Source organism: Pseudogracilibacillus sp. ICA-222130 (assembly GCF_037892545.1).
In the GTDB taxonomy this organism is placed as follows: Bacteria; Bacillota; Bacilli; order Bacillales; family Amphibacillaceae; genus Pseudogracilibacillus.
Genome location: NZ_JBBKBG010000039.1, coordinates 1 through 19795 on the forward strand (window position 1 = coordinate 1; position 19795 = coordinate 19795).

Consider the following 19795-nt stretch of genomic DNA (forward strand, 5'->3'; position numbering starts at 1 on the left):
GAAAGTTTACGCCTTTTGTTATTTTTCTTTTAAATAATGAGCCCAGACAAGTTGTTCTGGATTCCAAACAGCGTCATCGTGAATGCTTGTCAATGCTGTTTTATATGACTCGATACTTTCAAATCCTTCTTCGCGAGCATTTTTCTCGCTCATATTTTTTAAAAATTGAGGATACACATCCTCCACTTCAAACAGATGTCCTTTCAATATAATTGTATCGCCAACATCTGCATAACGGTCATTCCGTCTAATGGAAACCTTTTTTCCTTCAATTAATTTGTCCATATCCTCTTCTATGGAAATAAGTTTTTCAATTGGACACTTTTCTGGCCAATCTCGCTTGTTTTCATATACCAAGAGAATCCCTCCTAGTATATACAATTACCTGTTAGCCATTTCCATAAACATTTCCATATGTCTTTATATTAGTTCCTATTCCGACCGGCCTCGAACAGAAATTTCAATTCTCTGTATCCTCTAATTCATGTGGCACATATTTAAAAATTTCTCTTGAGCGAACCGATGCAGATAAACGTTCTAGCCAACGGTAATATTTTTTCGAAGCTTCTATTTGTGTATATAACTCCCGCGTTTTTGCTAGAGTTTCTTCTGATACTTCCCCTTCTTCAAAAATTTGGTCTAATTCAAATTCCGCTTCTCTTATCGCAGTTAAATTCATTTTTGCCTCCCGATCCCACATATGACAAAAATAACTAATAAATGTATTAAAATAGTTCTTTTCAGCAATATATGAATGCTTTCTTGACCCACGTTGGAATGTCTTTTTCATCATATCAATTTCTTGCAACTTCCGTACGCTTGTACTCATACTAGGCTTACTCATACCCATGACCTCTTGCATTTCATCTAAATTCATTTGTTCTTCAAATTGCATAATCGCATATAATCTACCCGCAGCAGGTGGCACAGCATATAAATCCATTGTTTCGGCGATAGCATCTATTACTTGATGCTTTGCATTTTCTAACTTTTCCAATGCTTGCTCATCATTCATCTTCAAAAAAATACCCCTTTTCTTTACAATCCTTATGAAATATTTTTCATAGCAACTATACTTTCTCAAATTATACCATGTATAATTGATTCGATAAAAAAGTGTTATATGAACCTTTATCGAACATCCAACACTTGTAAAAAAACATTGCTACTTAGAATTATTTTTATATTTCCTTCGTCATGGATCTGTTCACGAATAAACTGCCATGATTTTATCCTAACCTACACCAAAATTTTATTTCTAATATTAAATATAAATTTAATTAAATAAATGTTATATATTTACACTAGCTAAGACTAATCTGTATGTCAAGTTGCCTTTTCCTTCCCTCGTTTTCCCACTTTTTTCAGAGCTTTACGGAGCTAAAGTGATAATAAAGACGTTATCGTTTGTAAATTGTTATTTATTTGTCCCATTTTTATTAAATCATTGTCCTATAGGTTTTTATTTTCTAATACGAAAGGAAACGTTTTATAGATTCTCTTTGACTTTTATATATGAAAATGGTAGTTTTAATTTGTTCTTAATATTAAATTTTTTCTTAACAAACTTAACGACGTTTGCTACATTTACATGACGAAAGTACGTGCAACATAGACAGCATTTAGTGTAGAGCATGCTTCTATATTGGGTGAAACATGTCTATTGGACGCACCATGTTAACAATTAAAAAAGAGTAAAGGAGTGATTTCATGAAAAGAAATATTATGCTAGGCGGACTTATCGCTATCTTATCTTTATTTATCTTTTCGCCACGTGCACGAAAATCTGTTGCCAATACATTTAACGAAGATTCTATAGATAAATTAGTAGAATTTAAAAATGTCATAACAGATTGGAAAATGAATCAAGATTTATATAAATAAAATCAATCGATACGTATTTGGAGGGAATACAATGAAAAAACATTATGACTTTATCGTTGTCGGTGGTGGAAGTGCTGGTTCTGTTTTAGGAAATCGACTAAGTGAAGATGGCACGAAAAGTGTATTAATTTTAGAAGCAGGTCGAAGCGATTATCCATGGGATCCATTCATTCAAATGCCGGCAGCATTAATGTTTCCATCAGGAAATCCGTTATATGACTGGGGATATAAGTCTGATCCAGAACCACATATGAACGGAAGAAGAATTGCACATGCACGTGGGAAAGTGCTCGGTGGTTCTAGTTCCATTAATGGTATGATTTATCAACGTGGAAACCCAATGGACTATGAACGTTGGGGTGCAGACAAAGGGATGGAAGGTTGGGATTATGCACACGTACTTCCTTACTTTAAAAAATTAGAACATGCGATTGACTCACCAGGAGACAAATACCGTGGTCAAAGTGGACCGATTAAATTAACGAGAGGTCCAGCAACAAACCCACTATTTAATGCATTTTTCAAAGCAGCAGAAGAAGCAGGACATTTACGTACAGACGACGTAAATAGTTATCAACAAGAAGGATTTGGACCTTTTGATCGTCATATTTATAAAGGTAAAAGGCTATCAACGTCCCATGCTTATTTAGATCCTGCAAAAAATCGTGAAAACCTAGATATTGAAACATTAGCTTTTGTCACGAAAATTAATTTTGAAGGTACAAAGGCAACGGGTGTATCTTATCGACGTGGAAACAAAATGAAAAAGGTATATGGACATGAAATAATTCTTGCAGGTGGGGCAATTAATACACCGCAAATTTTACAATTATCAGGAGTTGGGGAGGCGGAACACTTAAAGTCATTAGGTATTAAGCCAGTGATCCATTTACCTGGTGTTGGTGAAAATTTACAAGACCATTTAGAAGTGTATATTCAATATGAGTGTCCACAACCAGTTTCAGAAATGCCTAGCTTAAACAAACTTAAAATGCCTTTCATCGGATTACAATGGATTTTAAACCGTACTGGCCCTGTCGCAAGTAGTCATTTTGAAGGTGGAGGTTTTATTCGTTCGAACGATGATGTAAAATATCCTAACTTAATGTATCATTTCTTGCCTCTTGCAGTTCGGTATGATGGCCAAAAAGCAGATGTAAAACACGGTTTCCAAGTACATGTTGGGCCGATGTATTCAGATGCACGTGGATCGATTAAAATTAAATCAACAGACCCAGCGGAACATCCTAGTATGATTTACAACTACTTATCTACAGACCAAGACCGCAGAGAGTGGGTAGAGGCAATTAGAAGAACACGTGAAATAACATCACAAGCATCATTAGCACCGTTTAATAAGGGGGAAATTTCACCAGGACCAAGTGTACAAACAGATGAGGAAATTTTAGAGTGGGTACGTAATGATGCAGAAACAGCCTTACACCCTTGTGGTACAACAAAAATGGGAGATGTTTCAGATCCGATGGCTGTTGTGGATCCGAACACGATGAAAGTACATGGATTGGATAACGTGTGTGTAGTCGATGCTTCTGCTATGCCATATGTAACGAATGGAAATATTCACGCACCGATTATTATGTTAGCAGAAAAAGCTGCCGACTTAATTTTAGGACGTAAGCCATTAGATCCTTTACATTACGATTACTACAAACACGAATCAAAAGCTGAAAAAGTGACACAGTAAATAATAGAATGCCCTCTAGAGTGTATACGGTACTGGCCCAAGTTAGAGTTCTTTACTCCTACTTAAGCCAGTACGTCCTCTAGCTTCGAAGCGGTGTACGATAACTATAGTACATAATCGTTATACATTATATGTATACGGCCTTTTATCATTATAATTTATAGAAGATATGTGCATATACTTTAGTATATATTTTTTTATATATTATCATAATTTTTCATATCGATTACTGAATGAAAAATGTACTTTACAATTTGTATAACTCGGGAAATATAGCAAGTTCACATAATATATCTTTTAATAGATGTATTCCCTTTTCGATTTGTTTAAATGATGTATATTCATCCGGATGATGACTTAACCCATCTTTAGAAGGAATGAAAATGACTCCCGTCGGATATTTCAACGCCATATTCATCGCATCATGCCCTGCTCCACTTGGCATTTCCTCATATGTAAAGTTTCGTTTATCACAACCAGCTTTTGCTATTTCTAGTAACCTTTCATTTAATAATACCGGTGTTTCATTTGTAATTTTTCTAAACGATACCTGTACACCTCGCTTCTTTTCCAATTGTTCAACGAAGTTGTATAATTTCTTGATGAGACGTTCTTTTGATTCCATATAAATACTACGAATATCAACGTGTAGCTTTACTTCTCCTGGTACAATATTCATCGCACCAGATTTTACTTTACACGTTCCGACCGTCGCGACCGTTTTTGCATCCTCTTCTTCTAGAGCAAGTTGTTCCAAATATAATGCGAATTCTGAAGCTGCGAGCAATGCATCTTGACGTGAACGCATCGGAGTTGAACCAGAGTGGGACTGACGTCCAGTGATTGTCACATGATACCTCGTCGGTGCTGCAATTCCTGTGACAAGTCCAATATCTTTCCCCATTTCCTCTAAAACTGGTCCTTGTTCAATATGCAACTCAAGAAATGCCTTCAATTCATCTTCATTTCGTTCCGCCATTGAAATATATTCCAGCGAAAAGCCCTTCTGAGCAATTACCTCTGTAAAAGTTTGGTCATTTTTATCGTGTAACCTCGTCACTTCTTCGAGATCTAACGTCCCGACCATCGCTTTACTTCCCACTGTTGCTAGACCAAAGCGAGCTGATTCTTCACATGCAAAAATAATAACTTCTAATGGATGCGTCGTTCTAACTTTTTCATCATTAAGTGCAAATAACACTTCCAGTCCAGCTAACACACCGACTGTTCCATCATACATTCCACCATTATATACGGTGTCAATATGTGAGCCGACCGCAACTACAGGTAAAGATGGATCTATTCCTTCTCTTCGAATTATGACATTTCCAATCTCATCTTGACGGTATAGTAATCCTTCTGCTTCACAAAGCCGTTTTATATACTGCAATGCCTGTGCCTCTTCCTTCGTATAAGCCAATCGATTCATGCCATCATCCGTATAACCGTATTCATTTATTTGCTGAAACATCTCTTTAAAACGTTCCATTTTCACCATCGGAATCCCCCTAACCCCTCACACATCATTCAGTAGACAATCATTATATAATATTTCTGAATTTTCGTACATATAAATCGTTCGGTGGGTTGTGGGGCCATGGCGAAAAGTTAAATTGCTAGAACAGTTGGCGCTGACGCTTGTGGGCTAATTAACGCAAAACGGAGGGGTGCAGAGTTGCGACGGATATCCGCAAGTGGAATGGGAAATGCACAGGAACTTGCGGAATTATATCACATATCCGCAAGTGAAATGGGAAAACCGCGAAAACTTGCGGAATTATATCATATATCCGCAAGTGATTCGGGAAATCCACGAGAACTTGCGGAATTATATCATATATCCGCAAGTGGAACGGGAAATGTGCGAGAACTTGCGGAATTATATCATATATCCGCAAGTGATTCGGGAAATATGCGAGAACTTGCGGAATTACATCATATATCTGTAAGAAAAACAGGAATACCCCAAACTACACAGAATTAACCACTATCCCTTACAATCACACATATCAAACCCGGTACTATTTTCTAATAAAAAGTAAGTTAACTTGTAAAATAAGGTTCATTGTATCGATGAGAATGAGTGACAAATTCTGGTGGCATTTTATATTTCATTTGTCCCGCTTCTGTTGCATATCCTAAAGGTAATAAACCAATTGGCTGAACATATTCGGGCAAACAAAAGGATTCGCTGATTTTATTTTCATCAATCCCACCAACCCAACAACAACTTATTCCATTTTGTGTCATCGTCAAAATCATATTTTGGACCGCATTGGCAACATCTAAAGGTACCCATTTATATCCTAAGTTACCATACCTTGCTGCTGTTCTTTTTGTATTCGCACAAATAATTAAAATGACTGGTGCTGATTTAATCCATTGCTGATAGTTTGAAGTACCTGCATAAAAGCCACTGAATGTACATGAAACCACTTTTTCTTTATAAGACGGTTCCTTTATCACAATAAACTCCCAAGGTTGCATATTACCACTTGAAGGTGCTAATGTGCCAGCCTCTATAATGCTATACAACTGTTCATCAGAAATAGGAATATCTTGAAATTGTCTTACACTCGATCGTTTATATATCGCTTCGATTTTTTTCATGACCATCTATCCTTATGAATCATATTTTCCATCGACAAACTTTTTAATTGCATTGGTGCTTCTCCTAATGCATATCCACATGCGAGCATTGCGACAGGTTCAACATACCATGGTAACAACAACGTTTTCCTAATCGTTTCTGGTTCAAACTCCCGAATAATGGCTGAATTTATTTGTAAACAAGTCGCTAACAATCGCATATTTTGAATCGCACTTTCCGCTTCCTTTTGTGCGATTAATATGCCTTTAGAACCTATTCTTGACATTGCTCGTCTTTTTTCAATAACAATAACGGATAAAAACGGCACATCTTCTATCCACTTTTGCGGAATAGATTCTTTCACCATGTAAGGACTTAAGAGGTCATTTGCGAGCTTCTTTCTCAACGTACTATCTTCTACGACAATGATCTCTCTCGCTTGGTTACTAATGGAACTTGGTCCAGCTAAAAAAGCTTCATACAACATCTTCTCATCTTTTGCTTCTAATTTTTTATCGTCATACGTTCGCACATTTTGAATTCGTTTCATTTGATTCAATACATGTGAAGCTTCGATTGAAACCACATCCCTTCGTTTTATGATTCCCAAATAACGCCAGGTGATTTAGTAACACAATCGATATGCACATCTGTTTTAATAACCCCACCAAAAGTATGGTTAGAGCCAAACGCAACATGAATAGTATCTTTCGCCTTTTCGTCTTCTAAAATATTACCAGTTACCCTTGCAGCATGGTTTGTTCCTATTCCAAGCTCAGCAAGCAATCTTCCATCCCCTTCGCCTAAAATATCCATTAACTGTTTCCCTGCTTCCCCTGATGCATGTACTAAACGACCTGCTGCAATGTTTAAAATAACTGGTTCATGAACGAGCCCAATTCCAGCGATAGATCCATTAATTTCAATTTCTCCTTCCGCCTCCCCTTCTAATGGCGCAATATATGCTTCACCAGACGGTAAATTACCTGAGTCACCTTTCTTATGGAAGACACCTGTACTTGGCACCCCTTTTCGCTCACCAATAGGTATACGTAACGTTAACCCATTACCTGATTTAATCGTCACTTTTTCATGTGCAGATAATAATGCGACAATTTCATTCGTTTCTTGCTCGACTCGATCATAATCTGCATTAATCGCTCCATGTAAAAAAATATCTTCGTTAATTCCTGGCATCGTAATAACACTTATTCCTTGTTCACTCGCATGTCGGCGAGCGACAGTATGTGTTAATGAATGTTTCGTTAAACAAAAAACAATGCCATGATTTAACATTTCCTTTGCAATATGAGCATCAGGTTCTTCTCCTGATTTATTTCGGTCCTCCATCACATGAATATAAGTTTCCCAACCTAATTCATGTAAAGCTTGGTGAAATGCTGACCCTAAATCTTTCGTAGACATATCTGTCACGACTAACACACTTACATCCGTATCAAATTTAAAATTTACTTCCATTATTTTTTGAACAACTTCTTTTATATCACTCATATTAATGCCCTCCCATATGAAAAAAATGAGGCAATTTTTGTCCTTCGCCTCATTTTTCAATTAAATGTATTCCTTTAAAACAGATGCCGCCAGAGAAATAGATAAAACGATTGGAAGATTCGTCGCTTGCATTGCTCTTTCCTTATGTGATTCATCATATCCCATACAATCAAGCACAATTACTGTAGCACCTTGCTCTTTCAACGAATTTGCTGCAGATTCTATATCACTTTCTTCATATGGTGATGCCGCCTCTGCAACGATCGGCACACTTATTTCATGCCATTTTTCCATCAATTGATCTTTTTGTTCTTTTAATGGAACGATCAATCCTAACTTCCCTTCTCTTAACACGGCATTCAACACGTTGACTAAAATTTTATCTGGAAATAATAATAATTTTTTAGATTGAATCGTAGGAAAATCACCAGTACATAATAATAAAACGACCGATACTTCCTCTTCTAACTGATTTAATTCTCGTTGTAATAATGGTAATAACGCCTCTTTCTTAATTTTAGTAGATTGTCCATTACGTAAACGAGAAATATACGTAGTGTCTCCTTCATTCGGCCATAATGCTTTAATTTCACTATCTGACAAGCTATCTAAAGCACCTCTTTGAATCATTTCGACAGATTCACCTAAGACCGATTGAATAATTGGAGCCACATCTGTTCTAGGCGACTGACCAATTGTTAGCACACCAACTTTTTTCATTAGTTTTGCTTCCCTAATGTTTGAATATGTTTCATCGAGCCGTATAATGCTTGAATACGGTCAAATTCTTCTTCATCATAAAAAGAAATTTTTGATCGCCCATAATCTTTCGCAACTTCAATACTAAATCTAACAGCCTGGGCAATATCTACTTCATGGCTCGCTCCTGTTCCGCTTCCTGGTACAACTGTTTTAGTCGTAATTGCCAATCCAACCACAGGTGCACTCGTTGCGACAGAAGGTTGTAAAATACTGTTAATATGATATAAGCCATTTCCATAAGGAGTAATATCTTGAATCGATACAGCAAACGTTTGCGCTAATTCTCCTGTTGTCACTTCTTTTATACGAACTAAATCATCCGAGAATTTTAAAATATAGCCGTCTTTTACTGTTTGCGATAAACAAATACCGCGATGATTAAATACTCTATTTCCTTTTGTCGTATCAATAGAAATAATAGCTTCCATTTCTTCTAACACTTCATACTTATTCATCGTTAAAATGTCTACAGGTGAATCCATAAATTCTACCGGATCATGTGGTAAAGTTGGGGCATCTGGGCATATATGAGTTGTAACATATACATCCCCTTCTAGACGGTCCCCACGCTCACTCATTTCAGCTAATTTTAATGCTGTCGCTAAAGCCGCAGCTGCACCATCTCCATCAGAAACAAATCCAATTCTTGTTGGTCTTGCTCCAATCCCGCCTAAGCGACCAATTACACCTAATGTAGGCGCATTGCCACCGTCAGCTTTTCCTTTTGTTCCTTTAATTAAAATTTTCACAAAATCTGTATAACCTTTTTCCCCATGTACACGTTCGACACTGCATGAAGCATATGTGTAAGACTCAAATAAAGCTTGTACTGTCTTTCCTTCTACACTTGGATTATCTACTATATCTAATACTTCTAATACTTGTTTTAATGCCATTTGTTTTTCACCTCATAAAATTTTCTTTTGAATAATTGGTTCTATCACTCGTAATAATTTTTCATTACACATCGTCGTACTTAAAATTAATTTTTCCTTTGGTACAACAATTACTGCCACATCTTGGCCTTCTTCTATTTCGGCACTAACAACTGGGAGACCTGTGTTTGTGTCAAATGTCATAATTAAATCTGGAAAAGTACCATGTCGTTCATCGTTTATTTCAGCTGTCATATATTCATTCCAAAATGTTAATTCTAGATCACCCACATATACGAACCCGACGTCAAATCCACCTTCTTTTTTCAATGTAAATGATGTTACTTTTCCTTCATATAAGATGCTACCTTCTAAATAATTTACTGCCGCTTCTATTCTTTCTTTTCCTTCTTTAGCATTTAACAATACTTCTCCTAATTCGATTGCTTGAGTAATGGCACCGGCTGACGCATTTTCTTTTACATACTTTATGGATACGGGATTACGACAAACCCCAACTAATCCACCAGCTTTTACAGACAATTCACGCATCGTATCCGAAACATTCCCTAATGAACCAGTTACAACTCCTTCTAAAGCATTTTCGTTTTTACCACCTGCAAATGCTTGAATCGATCGGTAACTTTTATCTTCAGATAAATTCATTGAACCCATTGACCCTGTTGGATGGGCTCGTCCATTCGACGGTGCATCCAAAATGGGTAATCCTAAGGCAGCAGCTTGTAGCCAACCATTTATCGTCGTTGCTGCACCATTTTCATTCGTCATAATCGCAGCAACAGGAGCATCTAGTTCTGCCTGCATTCTTTTTACTGCATCAATCGTTTGTTCCTCACTTAAAAACATATCCTTAGCAGATGGTGCTCCAACTAATGAAACACAAACAACTACATCCTCATCCGCAAATTCATCTACCGTTTTTAGCACTGGGGTTCCTAATTTGAAAGCCTCATCAAGTTTGTTTAAACCTTCCTTGATGATGCCACCACCCCCACCACCTAAAATACAACCACCATAAATAGCATGAATGCCATCTTCTTTCGTTAATTTTCTAGCCATCTATATTCCCTCTTTCTATCTTGCTTTCCATAATGATGTAAAGAAGCTATACAATGCATCCCCAGCGATAAAACCAGCAGCAGTTGTGTACATTGCACTTTCAGCTGACTCTCCACCAACACGTAAAATAATTAATCGAATAATAATCCCGACGATTACAGCCCAGCCTGCTAATGGATTGACAATTAATAAACCTGTCGCCAACATAATTCCCATTTGACGTTTGGAACCACCAATTAATTGGATGAGTGCACCAGGAATCGCCCATAATAACAGCATTAAACCTACATTTCCGGATAAACCTGATTCAATCGTTGCTGCATACACATGGTTCACTGGAGGGACTAAATCTTGTTGGAAAAAACTATCATGGAATAATGTAACCATTCCGATCGCAACCCCGAATCCGATTGCAGCACTTTTTAATTGTAATCTTCTTCCGAATAATTCCTCTTCGACAGATTTTCCAGAACGTAAAATTGCACCCGTTTTAAAGTCATATCCGAGGTCCGCAAAAGCTGGACCGGTTGCAGCTGTGTAACCTGTTAACATCGCTAAAGCAATCGGTGGAAAACCAAGTAGCATACCAACTAATAAAGATATTAATGTAACTGCAAATGCCGGGAACCATCCAGAGTGCATCGCAGCAATCCCAACGATAATTTCACTTACTAATGCTGCCGCTGCGGCAAACAATATGAATAAAATTAATTGGTATACTGGCATCTCCTCATATAAACCAGCAAGCGCTGCAACAACTATCGCACCTAAAACATAAAATAAATATCCTAACGCAAAACCATTTTTAACGTCTTTATCTGTTCTAGAATTTATCGTTTTATCATCCTTATTTTTCGGTTTACGTAAGATGACAATAAACTGAATTAACGCAATCATCCCTGCACCAATCATCATTCCATGTGGAACATATAATGCATCTAAATCTACATTGAATAATGGTACAGAATATGCGCGTAATAATAACCCAATACCAAACATTGTTAACGCAACGATATTTCCAATAAAGGCAACCCCGAAAGCTGACATGGAAATACCGAAATGTGATCCAAGAAGTCCCCCAAAAATACCTAATCCTAAAAACTTCGCTTTTTGTCCACCTTCGTCTCCTGCCTTTAATGCCTCTGCCGTTGCAACACCCGGCGCCCAAATTTCATTGGCACTAAATAATTTTGAGTCGAAAACACGATATAAAATAAATACATCGACACATAATGCAATCCCCGCACCAATCAACATCGGTATAATTAAATCTGGCATTCCTAATACAAACGGTAACCCAATTGGGATTAATAAACTATTTGCCGCACCAAAAGTAGCTGCCGAAATAGTCGTTTGAATTAAGTTTTGATTTTCTAATGTTTTATATTTATAAAACATTTGCAAAGGAATTCTAGCTACTAACATTGCAATTAATGCACCAATAATGGATGTATTTGGTGTGATTCCTAATGTTGTTATTAACTGCATTCCAATAATCGCACCAAGTATGGCTACGATAGCCGAAAATAAAATAAATGATAGATCAAAAGTTCTCTTATTTTTCACTGTAATTCCTCCTATTATTGAAGCTTATAAGCAACCGCTTGAGCTTCGACTAAATCCACCATCGGTATTGTGACTCGATCTTTTGCAAATTGTTTTAAATGAATGGTAGAGAAGCCTGTACAAGCAAATAAAATAACATCTGCTCCTTCTTTCTTCATGCGATTCATCAATACGACTAACTTATTTTTTGCATCATCCGAAAATAATGAAACCGTATTTCGTAATGTTGGTTCATAATGATATGAATAAAAATGATTCCCTAATATTTTTAAGATGTTTGGTGGAGCTTCCTCTGTAATTCCGATGACTCCTACATTATCTCCCAATGTCTTCGATATATTCGCTCCTACTGCCCCCGCACCATATACCGGAATTGATACAGCTTGTTTTACTTCCTGCAAAGCCGGGTCTGCCGCACAACTAATTGTTAATGCTTTATATTTCCCGCCTTTTTCCATCTCTCTCGCCAGCTCAACAATTTTTGGAATAGCTTCCTGCTCTGTCTGAGCATTATAAATTCCTGTCGGTTGATCCATGATACATTTCGTTTCACTATCTATCGATAAAAAATTACGCATTAACTCTCCATGTTCTGACAAAATTTTCCCTTCACTCGTTAATACACGGATGATTCCTAACATCTATGTCACTCCTTTCCCCTCTTATCTAATGCGACTTTTCGAATCTTTCTCTAAATATAATATATTCAGATTATTATGTATATACGCAAAATGAGCGTAAAAAAAGGAAGGCAAAGCCCTCCTTTTTCTCACTGTGAGCAATCTCAATCATTCATCATATAAAAACTAAACTGAAGTGAAAAGATTGTTTTTGCATCATTTAAATCTATATTCATTATTTCCCGAATTCGTTTTAAACGATATGTGATTGTTCTTCTATTTAAATACATTACTTTCGCTGTTCTTGAAGCATTGCAATTTTCAGCTAAATAAACTTTTAATGTTTCAATCAAATCTGTTTCCATTTGTTGAAGTGGAAGCATCATATAATGAACAAAATCATTCACATGTGGATCTTTTCGCAAATTTAATAAAATAGAGGAAATACCTAATTCACTTTGGTCATATACTGTTGAACGTAACCCTAAGTCTTTCCCAATTTCAATAACTTTTGCTGTATTATCAACTTTTTCTATCATAGACATCGTATCGATAAAAGGATAACTTATCCCTATCGTTACATTCTCTAATAATGTTTGAGGTTGTTGCTTTTTCCATTGTCGTTTCAGTTCAATAGACGTCGGCTCATGATGATTTAACCAAACGAGTACAAACACATTTTCGTTTCTTTCTATCACAATATAATCTTTCACTTCGGTTAAATGTTTCATCATATTTTCTATATGGGAAAGCAAAATTAACGATTTTCGCAAAAAGGTATGATATCCAAGCGTTTCTGTTATATTTAATCGGTCTAAATGGATGACCATTTTTAGATCCTTTTCTTCCTCTAGATTGTTCCATCTTTCTATAAATTCCCCTTTTTGCATTTGTAAACTAACCATTTCAGCCATCATTGTAATATGAATTTTATCTACTAATCGGAAAATCTCGGTGTCCATTAACAATTCTTTTTGTTTATTTCTTTCATATACAATATGGAGAAGTCCATATTTCTTCCCTTTCGCAAAAAGAGTGACAACCATTCTTTTTAATGCCTCTGAATATATACAAGCATGTTTTTCGTACGTTTCAAATTCGGTATTAAATTTTTGGACATACATCTCTGTCTGTTCATAGGATGGGAGAGAAAATAGGGTGAAATCATTTCTCCATTTATCACTTTTTAATTTATGCGCACAATATAACAACTCACCGTTCATGTTTTCTATATACATAATTAACCCAAATGATTTATAAATATCTTGTAAGATCGTCGTGACGTTTTCATAAGATTTCCCTTCAATTTCTTCGATCAATCGATCATCTGTTGATTGTTGTAATTTTGCATATAGTGGCGTCAAAATGTCGATATAAGGGACATCTTTTGGTAATGTAATAATAGGAAAATGATGTTCCTCCGCCAATTGAACAATGGATGGAGGAATTTCATCAATAAACCTACCTAGCTTTATAATGAGTCCACTTGCCTTCAATTCAATGAATGATTTCACTATATTTATTTGGGCTTGTTCATCATCTTTAATCGCATAAAAACTAGTTAAAATCAGTGTCCCTGTTACATCCCACTTATCTACATGTGGAATTTCCATCACTTCAATATATTTCACCTTTTTATTTAAACCTTTCTTCCCGTACTTTACCTCAGCTTCAAACTTTTTTATAATTTGCATCACTTCATGAACCATCATTTTCGTACACACCCTTGATATGTTTGTCGTCGGTATCATCATTTTGCTATCTATACTATAATTATATAAGTATTTTTCCTAAGATGAATACTAAATGGTATTGGGAAGAGACTTTTTAATTTGACCATCCCGTCTTGATAGTGAATATATTTGAAAAATTATTTGTTTTCCATAACTGCTTTTGCATGTCCACTTTGTTGCAAACGAACGACGATAAACCAACCAATCAAAGCACCTGAAACACTGCTTACTAAAAATGACGGCAAGAAGAAAAATATTCCAAACGATGTCCCCATAAATAATGTTGCTAAAGGAATCGATGCAAATGATCCTAAAATACCTGTCCCGATGACTTCACCGATCACTGCCGCACCATGTCGGTTCCATTTTTTGTATAAATAACCTGCAAAAAATGCCCCAATCATCCCACCAGGAAAAGCTAAAATCGACCCTAATCCTAGCATATTTCGAATCAACCCAATGATAAACGCAATGATCACAGCTGGTCCAGGACCGAGTAAAATCCCTGCAACAACATTCACAGCATGTTGGACAGGATACGCCTTAGCAAAACCTGCTGGGAACCATAAAAACTGTGAACCGATAATACCTATTGCAACAAAAACAGCCATAGTTGTCATAATTCGTGTACGATTCATCTTCTCCTACACCTCCTTTTACAATAAAATAACGTTAAAAAAGGCCACACCCCGACGTCGGAATGTAGCCTTCTATTTTGCAGTATCAGTATAAATGTCTTGATGGCCAACACTTCCCCACGCTAGTATTACCTAGATCGGGTCCAAAGGGTCAGAACAAACCCGTTCCTCTCAGCCATCCAATAGCTCCCCTAGTGAAATATGGACTTTTCCATTTCATACTACCATACTATTCAATATTGTAAAGGGCTTCTTATTCTTTCCCTGCCTCTAATTGTTCCACTGCTTTTTCTGGAATAGCTGCTTTTTCTATTTCTTCATATGTGATCACTTCCTCTTTTTTATAGAAAATTTTCAAATAAGCATTTTCTTTTAATAAGTGATTCGCTGTAAAAGATAATAATAAATTATCTCCATTTTCATCGTAACCTTCTAAATTATATTCATAACGCACATTCCCTTGTTCCTCGTAACTATCGCCTTCACCTTGAACTTGGACATAATACGCATCTGCACCGATAGTTTGAATAACGGGTGTACAAGCTGATAACCATCCAACGACCAATATCATCATGCCTATCGTTAATAAACGTTTCATTTTTCTCATCCTTTTCGTCCCACTTTATTCTACATATTTAGTATAAGATGAAACTCCGTATTGTAACATCGATTTTCCTTACGAATGAACATTGCAGGCTTACAATATTGTAAGGTTGGATGGAAATGTTCGCATACGGACATTACTTCATGCACGAGATATAGGAACATTGAACATAATTTCATTTAACTTCCTAAACGGTCTTCTTGTACGCTACTAGAAGGTGTGATCATTGTCGACTTATGTAAAACTCTATACAGTCTAGGTGCAAACAAAGCAGCAGCGACAATCGTTAATAAATCAACCGGCAAGTATACTAGCATTATTAGCCACGTTCCAATATAAGTAACACTTTCCTGTGCATCCATAAAAAAGGATAAAGCGAGATACATATAATTTGTTCCGATCATATAATTAAACAAAAGACCAACCAGAGAAGCCAATATGAACGTAATTAAAGTAGGTTGTTCCCTCGTTTCAATGACTTTCCCCGTAACATATGCAGTGAAAATAAAAGAAATAATAAACCCAAATGTCGGACTTAATACCGCGCCTAATCCGCCTTTAAATCCAGCAAAAACAGGAACGCCGATTAATCCAACGAAAAGGTATACCACCATCGCAAGCGCTCCACGACGACTGCCAAGTAAAGCACCTGCTAAAAAACAAAAAAATGTTTGCAATGTAATAGGAACACCACCTATTTGTAAAAATGGTGCCCAAGCAGTAATATTTGCCCCGATACTCATTAAGGCGACAAACATTCCGATTAAAGTAATATCAATGACACGAATTTGTTTATTCCTTTTCAATGATATCCTCCTTTTACTATAAAAATTAACATTAGTTTCCCTATTATTTAATGAAAAGATTAAAAGGGATTCGTTCTTCCATCTTTTCTACAATATACGTAAGATTAGATGTTGTAAATTCCGGTAATACTGCCAGCACAGGCATATTTGTCATCTCTTCAATTAATGCTGGATTCGTTTGTTCTGCTATCCCCTGTTCTTCTGCCCCGTTTAAGATAATACCTGCAATATCCAGCCCCATACTTTGGGCTACTTTTACCGTTAACCAAACATGATTTACCGTTCCAAGCCCTGTCCGTGCAACAATTAATATGGGAAATCCAATCTTCTTCGCAACATCTGCAACTAAATAGTCTTTCCCTAAAGGGACCCCAAGTCCTCCTGCACCTTCTACAATAAAATATTCATGTGTTTCTTTTATGTTTTCCCATGCTTGCACCACCTGAGCCAAAGATATCTGTTTTCCTGCTCTTTTCGCTGCAACATATGGTGCTAACGGTTCTGCAAATTGAAAAGGAGTAATTTGTTCAAACGTATTACGATCTCCTGACATCGTTTTCAAGATAGCTGTATCGCTTGTAGGATTTTCTCGACTTTCTCCACTCAACATTGGTTTAAATACGCCAACATCTTTTCCATGCTTTTTCAATACAGCTGCCATACCGCCACCGACAAAAGTCTTCCCGACGTCTGTATCTGTTCCTGTAATAAATAAACCTTTCCGTTCCATCCAACTGCTCCTCGCTCTTCTTGTTATTTCGTCGAACCTGCTGTAACTTCTCGTTTCGTTGTGACATTTTGAATCGCTTCTTTTATAATGCGAATCATTTCCCGAATTTCTTCTTCAGAACTAGAAAGAGGCGGCATAAATACGATGTTATCTCCTAAAGGTCTAGTTAACATCCCAAGGCGTCGCATTTCCAATGACACCGCATATCCGACACGTTCTTCCCATGGGAAAGGTTTTTTTGTTTCTTTTTCTTGTACTAACTCAATACCGACCATGAATCCGAGCTGTCTAATATCTCCAACATGATCCAATTCATATAGTGAAGTTAATTCCGCTTCAATAAAACTGGATTTCTGTTGCACTTGTTCCATTATATTTTCCTGTTCAAATAAGTCTAAGTTTGCTAATGCTACAGCACATCCTAATTGGTTTCCAGTATATGAATGACCATGAAATAACGTCTTCATATGAATGTAATCATCGTAAAATGCTTCATATATTTCCTCCGTTGAAATCGTTGCGGCAATAGGTAAATACCCTCCTGTTAACCCTTTGCCAACTGTCATAATATCCGGAACAACCCCTTCATGATCACAAGCAAACATTTCTCCCGTTCGACCAAATCCTGTAGCAACCTCATCAACTATGAGTAATACGTTATATTCCGTACATAATTTACGAACTTCTGTTAAAAATCCTTCTGGCATTAAAATCATCCCTGCCGCTCCTTGCATCATTGCCTCGATTGTTAAAGCAGCAATTTCATGATGATGATTTTCTAACGTCTTTTTTAATTCTTTTAAACACTCTTCCTTACAAATGTCTGGATCCCCACTAGGATGGCGATATACATATGGAAAAGGAACATGAAAACTTTCAAACATTAGTTTTTCATAGATTCGATGAAACGTATCTACTGCACCGACACTAACAGCACCAATCGTATCACCGTGATACCCATTTTTCATCGTAATAAATTTATCTTTTCCTTCTATATTTTTGTTTTTCCAATATTGATATGCCATCTTCAATGCAATTTCAACGGATGTAGCACCACTATCGGAATAAAAAACACGTGTAAGTCCTTCTGGTGTTATATTAATTAACCGCTCCGCTAACTCTGTCGCCGGTCGATTCGTCATTCCAAGCAATGTAGAATGAGCAATTTTTTCTAATTGCGTACGTATCGCATCATCGAGTTCTTTTTTTCTATGTCCATGCACATTTAACCAAACAGAGGAAAACCCATCATAGTATGAATTTCCTTCTGTATCTTTCAACATTACGCCCTCTCCACTTTCAATTACTAATGGATCTTGCTCATAATCTTTCATTTGCGTAAAAGGTAACCAAAGGTATTCTTTACTCTTTTCTATTAATTCATCATGTGTTGACATTGTAATCCCTCCGTCCATAAATATTTTTTCTAAAGTCATGTCTATTATCGTTTGTAAAATTACTTAGGAACTGCTCGTTCATACTCCTATTTATCTTCTACCTCCTCCTTTCCATATACGTAATCATAGAGGAAACAAACCTCAACTGTCAACCATTAATAATACAGGTTGACAATAAAGGCGCATAAATATCGATGAATTTTATAAATAATCTATAAAAAAACACTTTATGATAGCACGAACGAACGGTTTATGACGGAAAAAATAAGTGTAGTCTTTTTTAGTAGGGGCGACAGTTTGTGATATTTTATCCCTGGCAAGGAATAATAAATAAGGGATTTGCACTGTATTATTTCTTGCAAGAAAACGATATCACAAACATGATTTTGTCGCTAAGGGTTCCCTACTCAAAAAGGAAACGCATTATTTTTGAGTAATAAATAGTGAACGATAGTGAGTATTGAAATTGGGAGTTTTAATTTATGGTGATGTTTTGTAGAGTACATCTTTTAGAGGTTCACCATCATAGTATCTACTAATTTTGAATTTATTATTTGATTCTATGATGGACATTTGTCCGTTTATCTCTATCTCATCTATCTTATCTTCATTTTGATTTTTTAGTATCAAAGTGAAAGTAAAATCAAAATCAGTTTCTTTTTTTTCTTTTTGATTATTGTCATTTTTTATAAATGAAATATCTTCTACAGAGATTTTAATGTTTTGTTTGTTTGATACTTCTTGTGGTATTAGAAAAAATCTTATATTTGCTAAGTTTGTAAATTCTTCTTTCGTAAAATAACTTGAAAATTTATTTTGGAATTCTATTAATTCTTCAGGGCTTGAATTATCTATATCGATACTAGGTTTATCAATATTGTATAATTCTTTTATAAATTTTTCTCCAATATTTATTTCAGGGTTTTTCATTTCATTTTCGCAAGCAGTAATCAATAATAAAGAAAAAACAGTAAAAAATAATAGTGAAAATTTTTTTTGCATACAAACACCCTTTCCTCGACAAGTTGATTTCTTATTTATTATAAAACATTATGTAAAATCTAACCAGGTATGGTATATTTTGGTGTGCTTTTAACGTTGCTTCTTGGGGTTACATATGAAACATGACCCGCCACTCCCATAACTGCCGTTGGGTTAGGTACATATTTACCTATTGGTGATCCTAGAGGTCTGCCTTCTGTAACTATCTCGGAGTAGCATGCGCATCGGTATAAAGTAATAAAGTTTTATTATATTTCATTAATGAGTAATAAAAAGGATGCGAGAAAATAA

Annotated in this window: 21 protein-coding genes and 1 riboswitch; of the genes, 3 read left to right on the forward strand and 18 right to left on the reverse strand. The window is 36.1% G+C overall.

What is annotated here, in order from left to right; all coding sequences use genetic code 11:
- Positions 1-18: 18 nt before the first annotated feature.
- Together WKT09_RS12165 and cudC are read right to left on the reverse strand one after the other, a co-directional pair.
- Positions 19-357 (reverse strand): ASCH domain-containing protein, encoded by a 339-nt coding sequence (locus tag WKT09_RS12165; RefSeq protein ID WP_340416280.1) that lies wholly within the window; start codon positions 355-357, stop codon positions 19-21.
- Between the two features lie 103 nt (positions 358-460).
- Positions 461-1015 carry a choline uptake/conversion transcriptional regulator CudC gene (gene cudC / locus WKT09_RS12170; RefSeq protein ID WP_340416301.1) on the reverse strand — a complete coding sequence of 185 codons (555 nt, stop codon included), beginning with the start codon at positions 1013-1015 and terminating at the stop codon, positions 461-463.
- Between the two features lie 695 nt (positions 1016-1710).
- Between cudC and WKT09_RS12175 the strand changes: the two genes are divergently transcribed.
- Entirely contained in the window at positions 1711-1884 is a 174-nt protein-coding gene (locus tag WKT09_RS12175) for a hypothetical protein (protein WP_340416281.1), read from the forward strand.
- Positions 1885-1915: 31 nt separating this feature from the next.
- Entirely contained in the window at positions 1916-3589 is a 1674-nt protein-coding gene (betA, locus tag WKT09_RS12180) for a choline dehydrogenase (protein ID WP_340416282.1), read from the forward strand.
- A gap of 247 nt (positions 3590-3836) precedes the next feature.
- On the opposite strand, the gene WKT09_RS12185 is transcribed toward betA, so the two are convergent.
- Positions 3837-5087, reverse strand: coding sequence for a M20 family metallo-hydrolase (locus tag WKT09_RS12185; protein ID WP_340416283.1), 1251 nt, complete (start codon positions 5085-5087; stop codon positions 3837-3839).
- Positions 5088-5264: 177 nt separating this feature from the next.
- Between WKT09_RS12185 and WKT09_RS12190 the strand changes: the two genes are divergently transcribed.
- Positions 5265-5573 (forward strand): hypothetical protein, encoded by a 309-nt coding sequence (locus WKT09_RS12190; protein ID WP_340416284.1) that lies wholly within the window; start codon positions 5265-5267, stop codon positions 5571-5573.
- Between the two features lie 59 nt (positions 5574-5632).
- Here the strand turns inward: WKT09_RS12190 and WKT09_RS12195 are convergent, their stop codons facing one another.
- From WKT09_RS12195 to WKT09_RS12265, 15 genes are all read right to left on the reverse strand, one after another.
- Positions 5633-6199, reverse strand: coding sequence for a nitroreductase family protein (locus WKT09_RS12195; RefSeq protein WP_340416285.1), 567 nt, complete (start codon positions 6197-6199; stop codon positions 5633-5635).
- Positions 6196-6729 (reverse strand): nitroreductase family protein, encoded by a 534-nt coding sequence (locus WKT09_RS12200; RefSeq protein ID WP_340416286.1) that lies wholly within the window; start codon positions 6727-6729, stop codon positions 6196-6198. The genes WKT09_RS12195 and WKT09_RS12200 overlap by 4 nt, the downstream gene beginning before the upstream one ends.
- Before the next feature lie 47 nt (positions 6730-6776).
- The gene (locus WKT09_RS12205) at positions 6777-7691 is read right to left on the reverse strand and encodes an aminopeptidase (RefSeq protein WP_340416287.1); all 915 of its coding nucleotides are present in this window, start codon (positions 7689-7691) and stop codon (positions 6777-6779) included.
- A gap of 60 nt (positions 7692-7751) precedes the next feature.
- A complete protein-coding gene (locus tag WKT09_RS12210) occupies positions 7752-8411 on the reverse strand; it encodes an AroM family protein (protein WP_340416288.1) in 660 nt (219 codons plus the stop codon).
- Entirely contained in the window at positions 8411-9349 is a 939-nt protein-coding gene (locus WKT09_RS12215; protein WP_340416289.1) for a DUF1177 domain-containing protein, read from the reverse strand. Before WKT09_RS12215 ends, WKT09_RS12210 begins: the two co-directional genes overlap by 1 nt.
- Before the next feature lie 12 nt (positions 9350-9361).
- Positions 9362-10408 carry a DUF917 domain-containing protein gene (locus WKT09_RS12220; protein ID WP_340416290.1) on the reverse strand — a complete coding sequence of 349 codons (1047 nt, stop codon included), beginning with the start codon at positions 10406-10408 and terminating at the stop codon, positions 9362-9364.
- Between the two features lie 15 nt (positions 10409-10423).
- Positions 10424-11974 carry an OPT/YSL family transporter gene (locus tag WKT09_RS12225; protein WP_340416291.1) on the reverse strand — a complete coding sequence of 517 codons (1551 nt, stop codon included), beginning with the start codon at positions 11972-11974 and terminating at the stop codon, positions 10424-10426.
- Positions 11975-11988: 14 nt separating this feature from the next.
- Complete coding sequence (locus WKT09_RS12230; protein WP_340416292.1) at positions 11989-12615, reverse strand: aspartate/glutamate racemase family protein; 627 nt, start codon at positions 12613-12615, stop codon at positions 11989-11991.
- Positions 12616-12758: 143 nt separating this feature from the next.
- On the reverse strand, positions 12759-14306 hold the full coding sequence (locus WKT09_RS12235; RefSeq protein WP_340416293.1) for a PucR family transcriptional regulator: 1548 nt from the start codon (positions 14304-14306) through the stop codon (positions 12759-12761).
- A 158-nt stretch (positions 14307-14464) separates the two neighbouring features.
- Positions 14465-14965: an energy coupling factor transporter S component ThiW gene (gene thiW, locus WKT09_RS12240; RefSeq protein WP_340416294.1), complete on the reverse strand. Its 501-nt coding sequence runs from the start codon at positions 14963-14965 to the stop codon at positions 14465-14467.
- A 97-nt stretch (positions 14966-15062) separates the two neighbouring features.
- Positions 15063-15168, reverse strand: a riboswitch (TPP riboswitch).
- Positions 15169-15218: 50 nt separating this feature from the next.
- Positions 15219-15572, reverse strand: a complete 354-nt coding sequence (locus WKT09_RS12245) for a YxeA family protein (RefSeq protein ID WP_340416295.1) — start codon at positions 15570-15572, stop codon at positions 15219-15221.
- A gap of 176 nt (positions 15573-15748) precedes the next feature.
- Positions 15749-16375, reverse strand: a complete 627-nt coding sequence (locus WKT09_RS12250) for a biotin transporter BioY (protein ID WP_340416296.1) — start codon at positions 16373-16375, stop codon at positions 15749-15751.
- Between the two features lie 43 nt (positions 16376-16418).
- The gene (gene bioD / locus WKT09_RS12255; protein WP_340416297.1) at positions 16419-17105 is read right to left on the reverse strand and encodes a dethiobiotin synthase; all 687 of its coding nucleotides are present in this window, start codon (positions 17103-17105) and stop codon (positions 16419-16421) included.
- 23 nt (positions 17106-17128) lie between these two features.
- Complete coding sequence (bioA, locus tag WKT09_RS12260; RefSeq protein ID WP_445324032.1) at positions 17129-18520, reverse strand: adenosylmethionine--8-amino-7-oxononanoate transaminase; 1392 nt, start codon at positions 18518-18520, stop codon at positions 17129-17131.
- A 462-nt stretch (positions 18521-18982) separates the two neighbouring features.
- Positions 18983-19504 (reverse strand): hypothetical protein, encoded by a 522-nt coding sequence (locus WKT09_RS12265; protein ID WP_340416299.1) that lies wholly within the window; start codon positions 19502-19504, stop codon positions 18983-18985.
- Positions 19505-19795 lie beyond the last annotated feature (291 nt).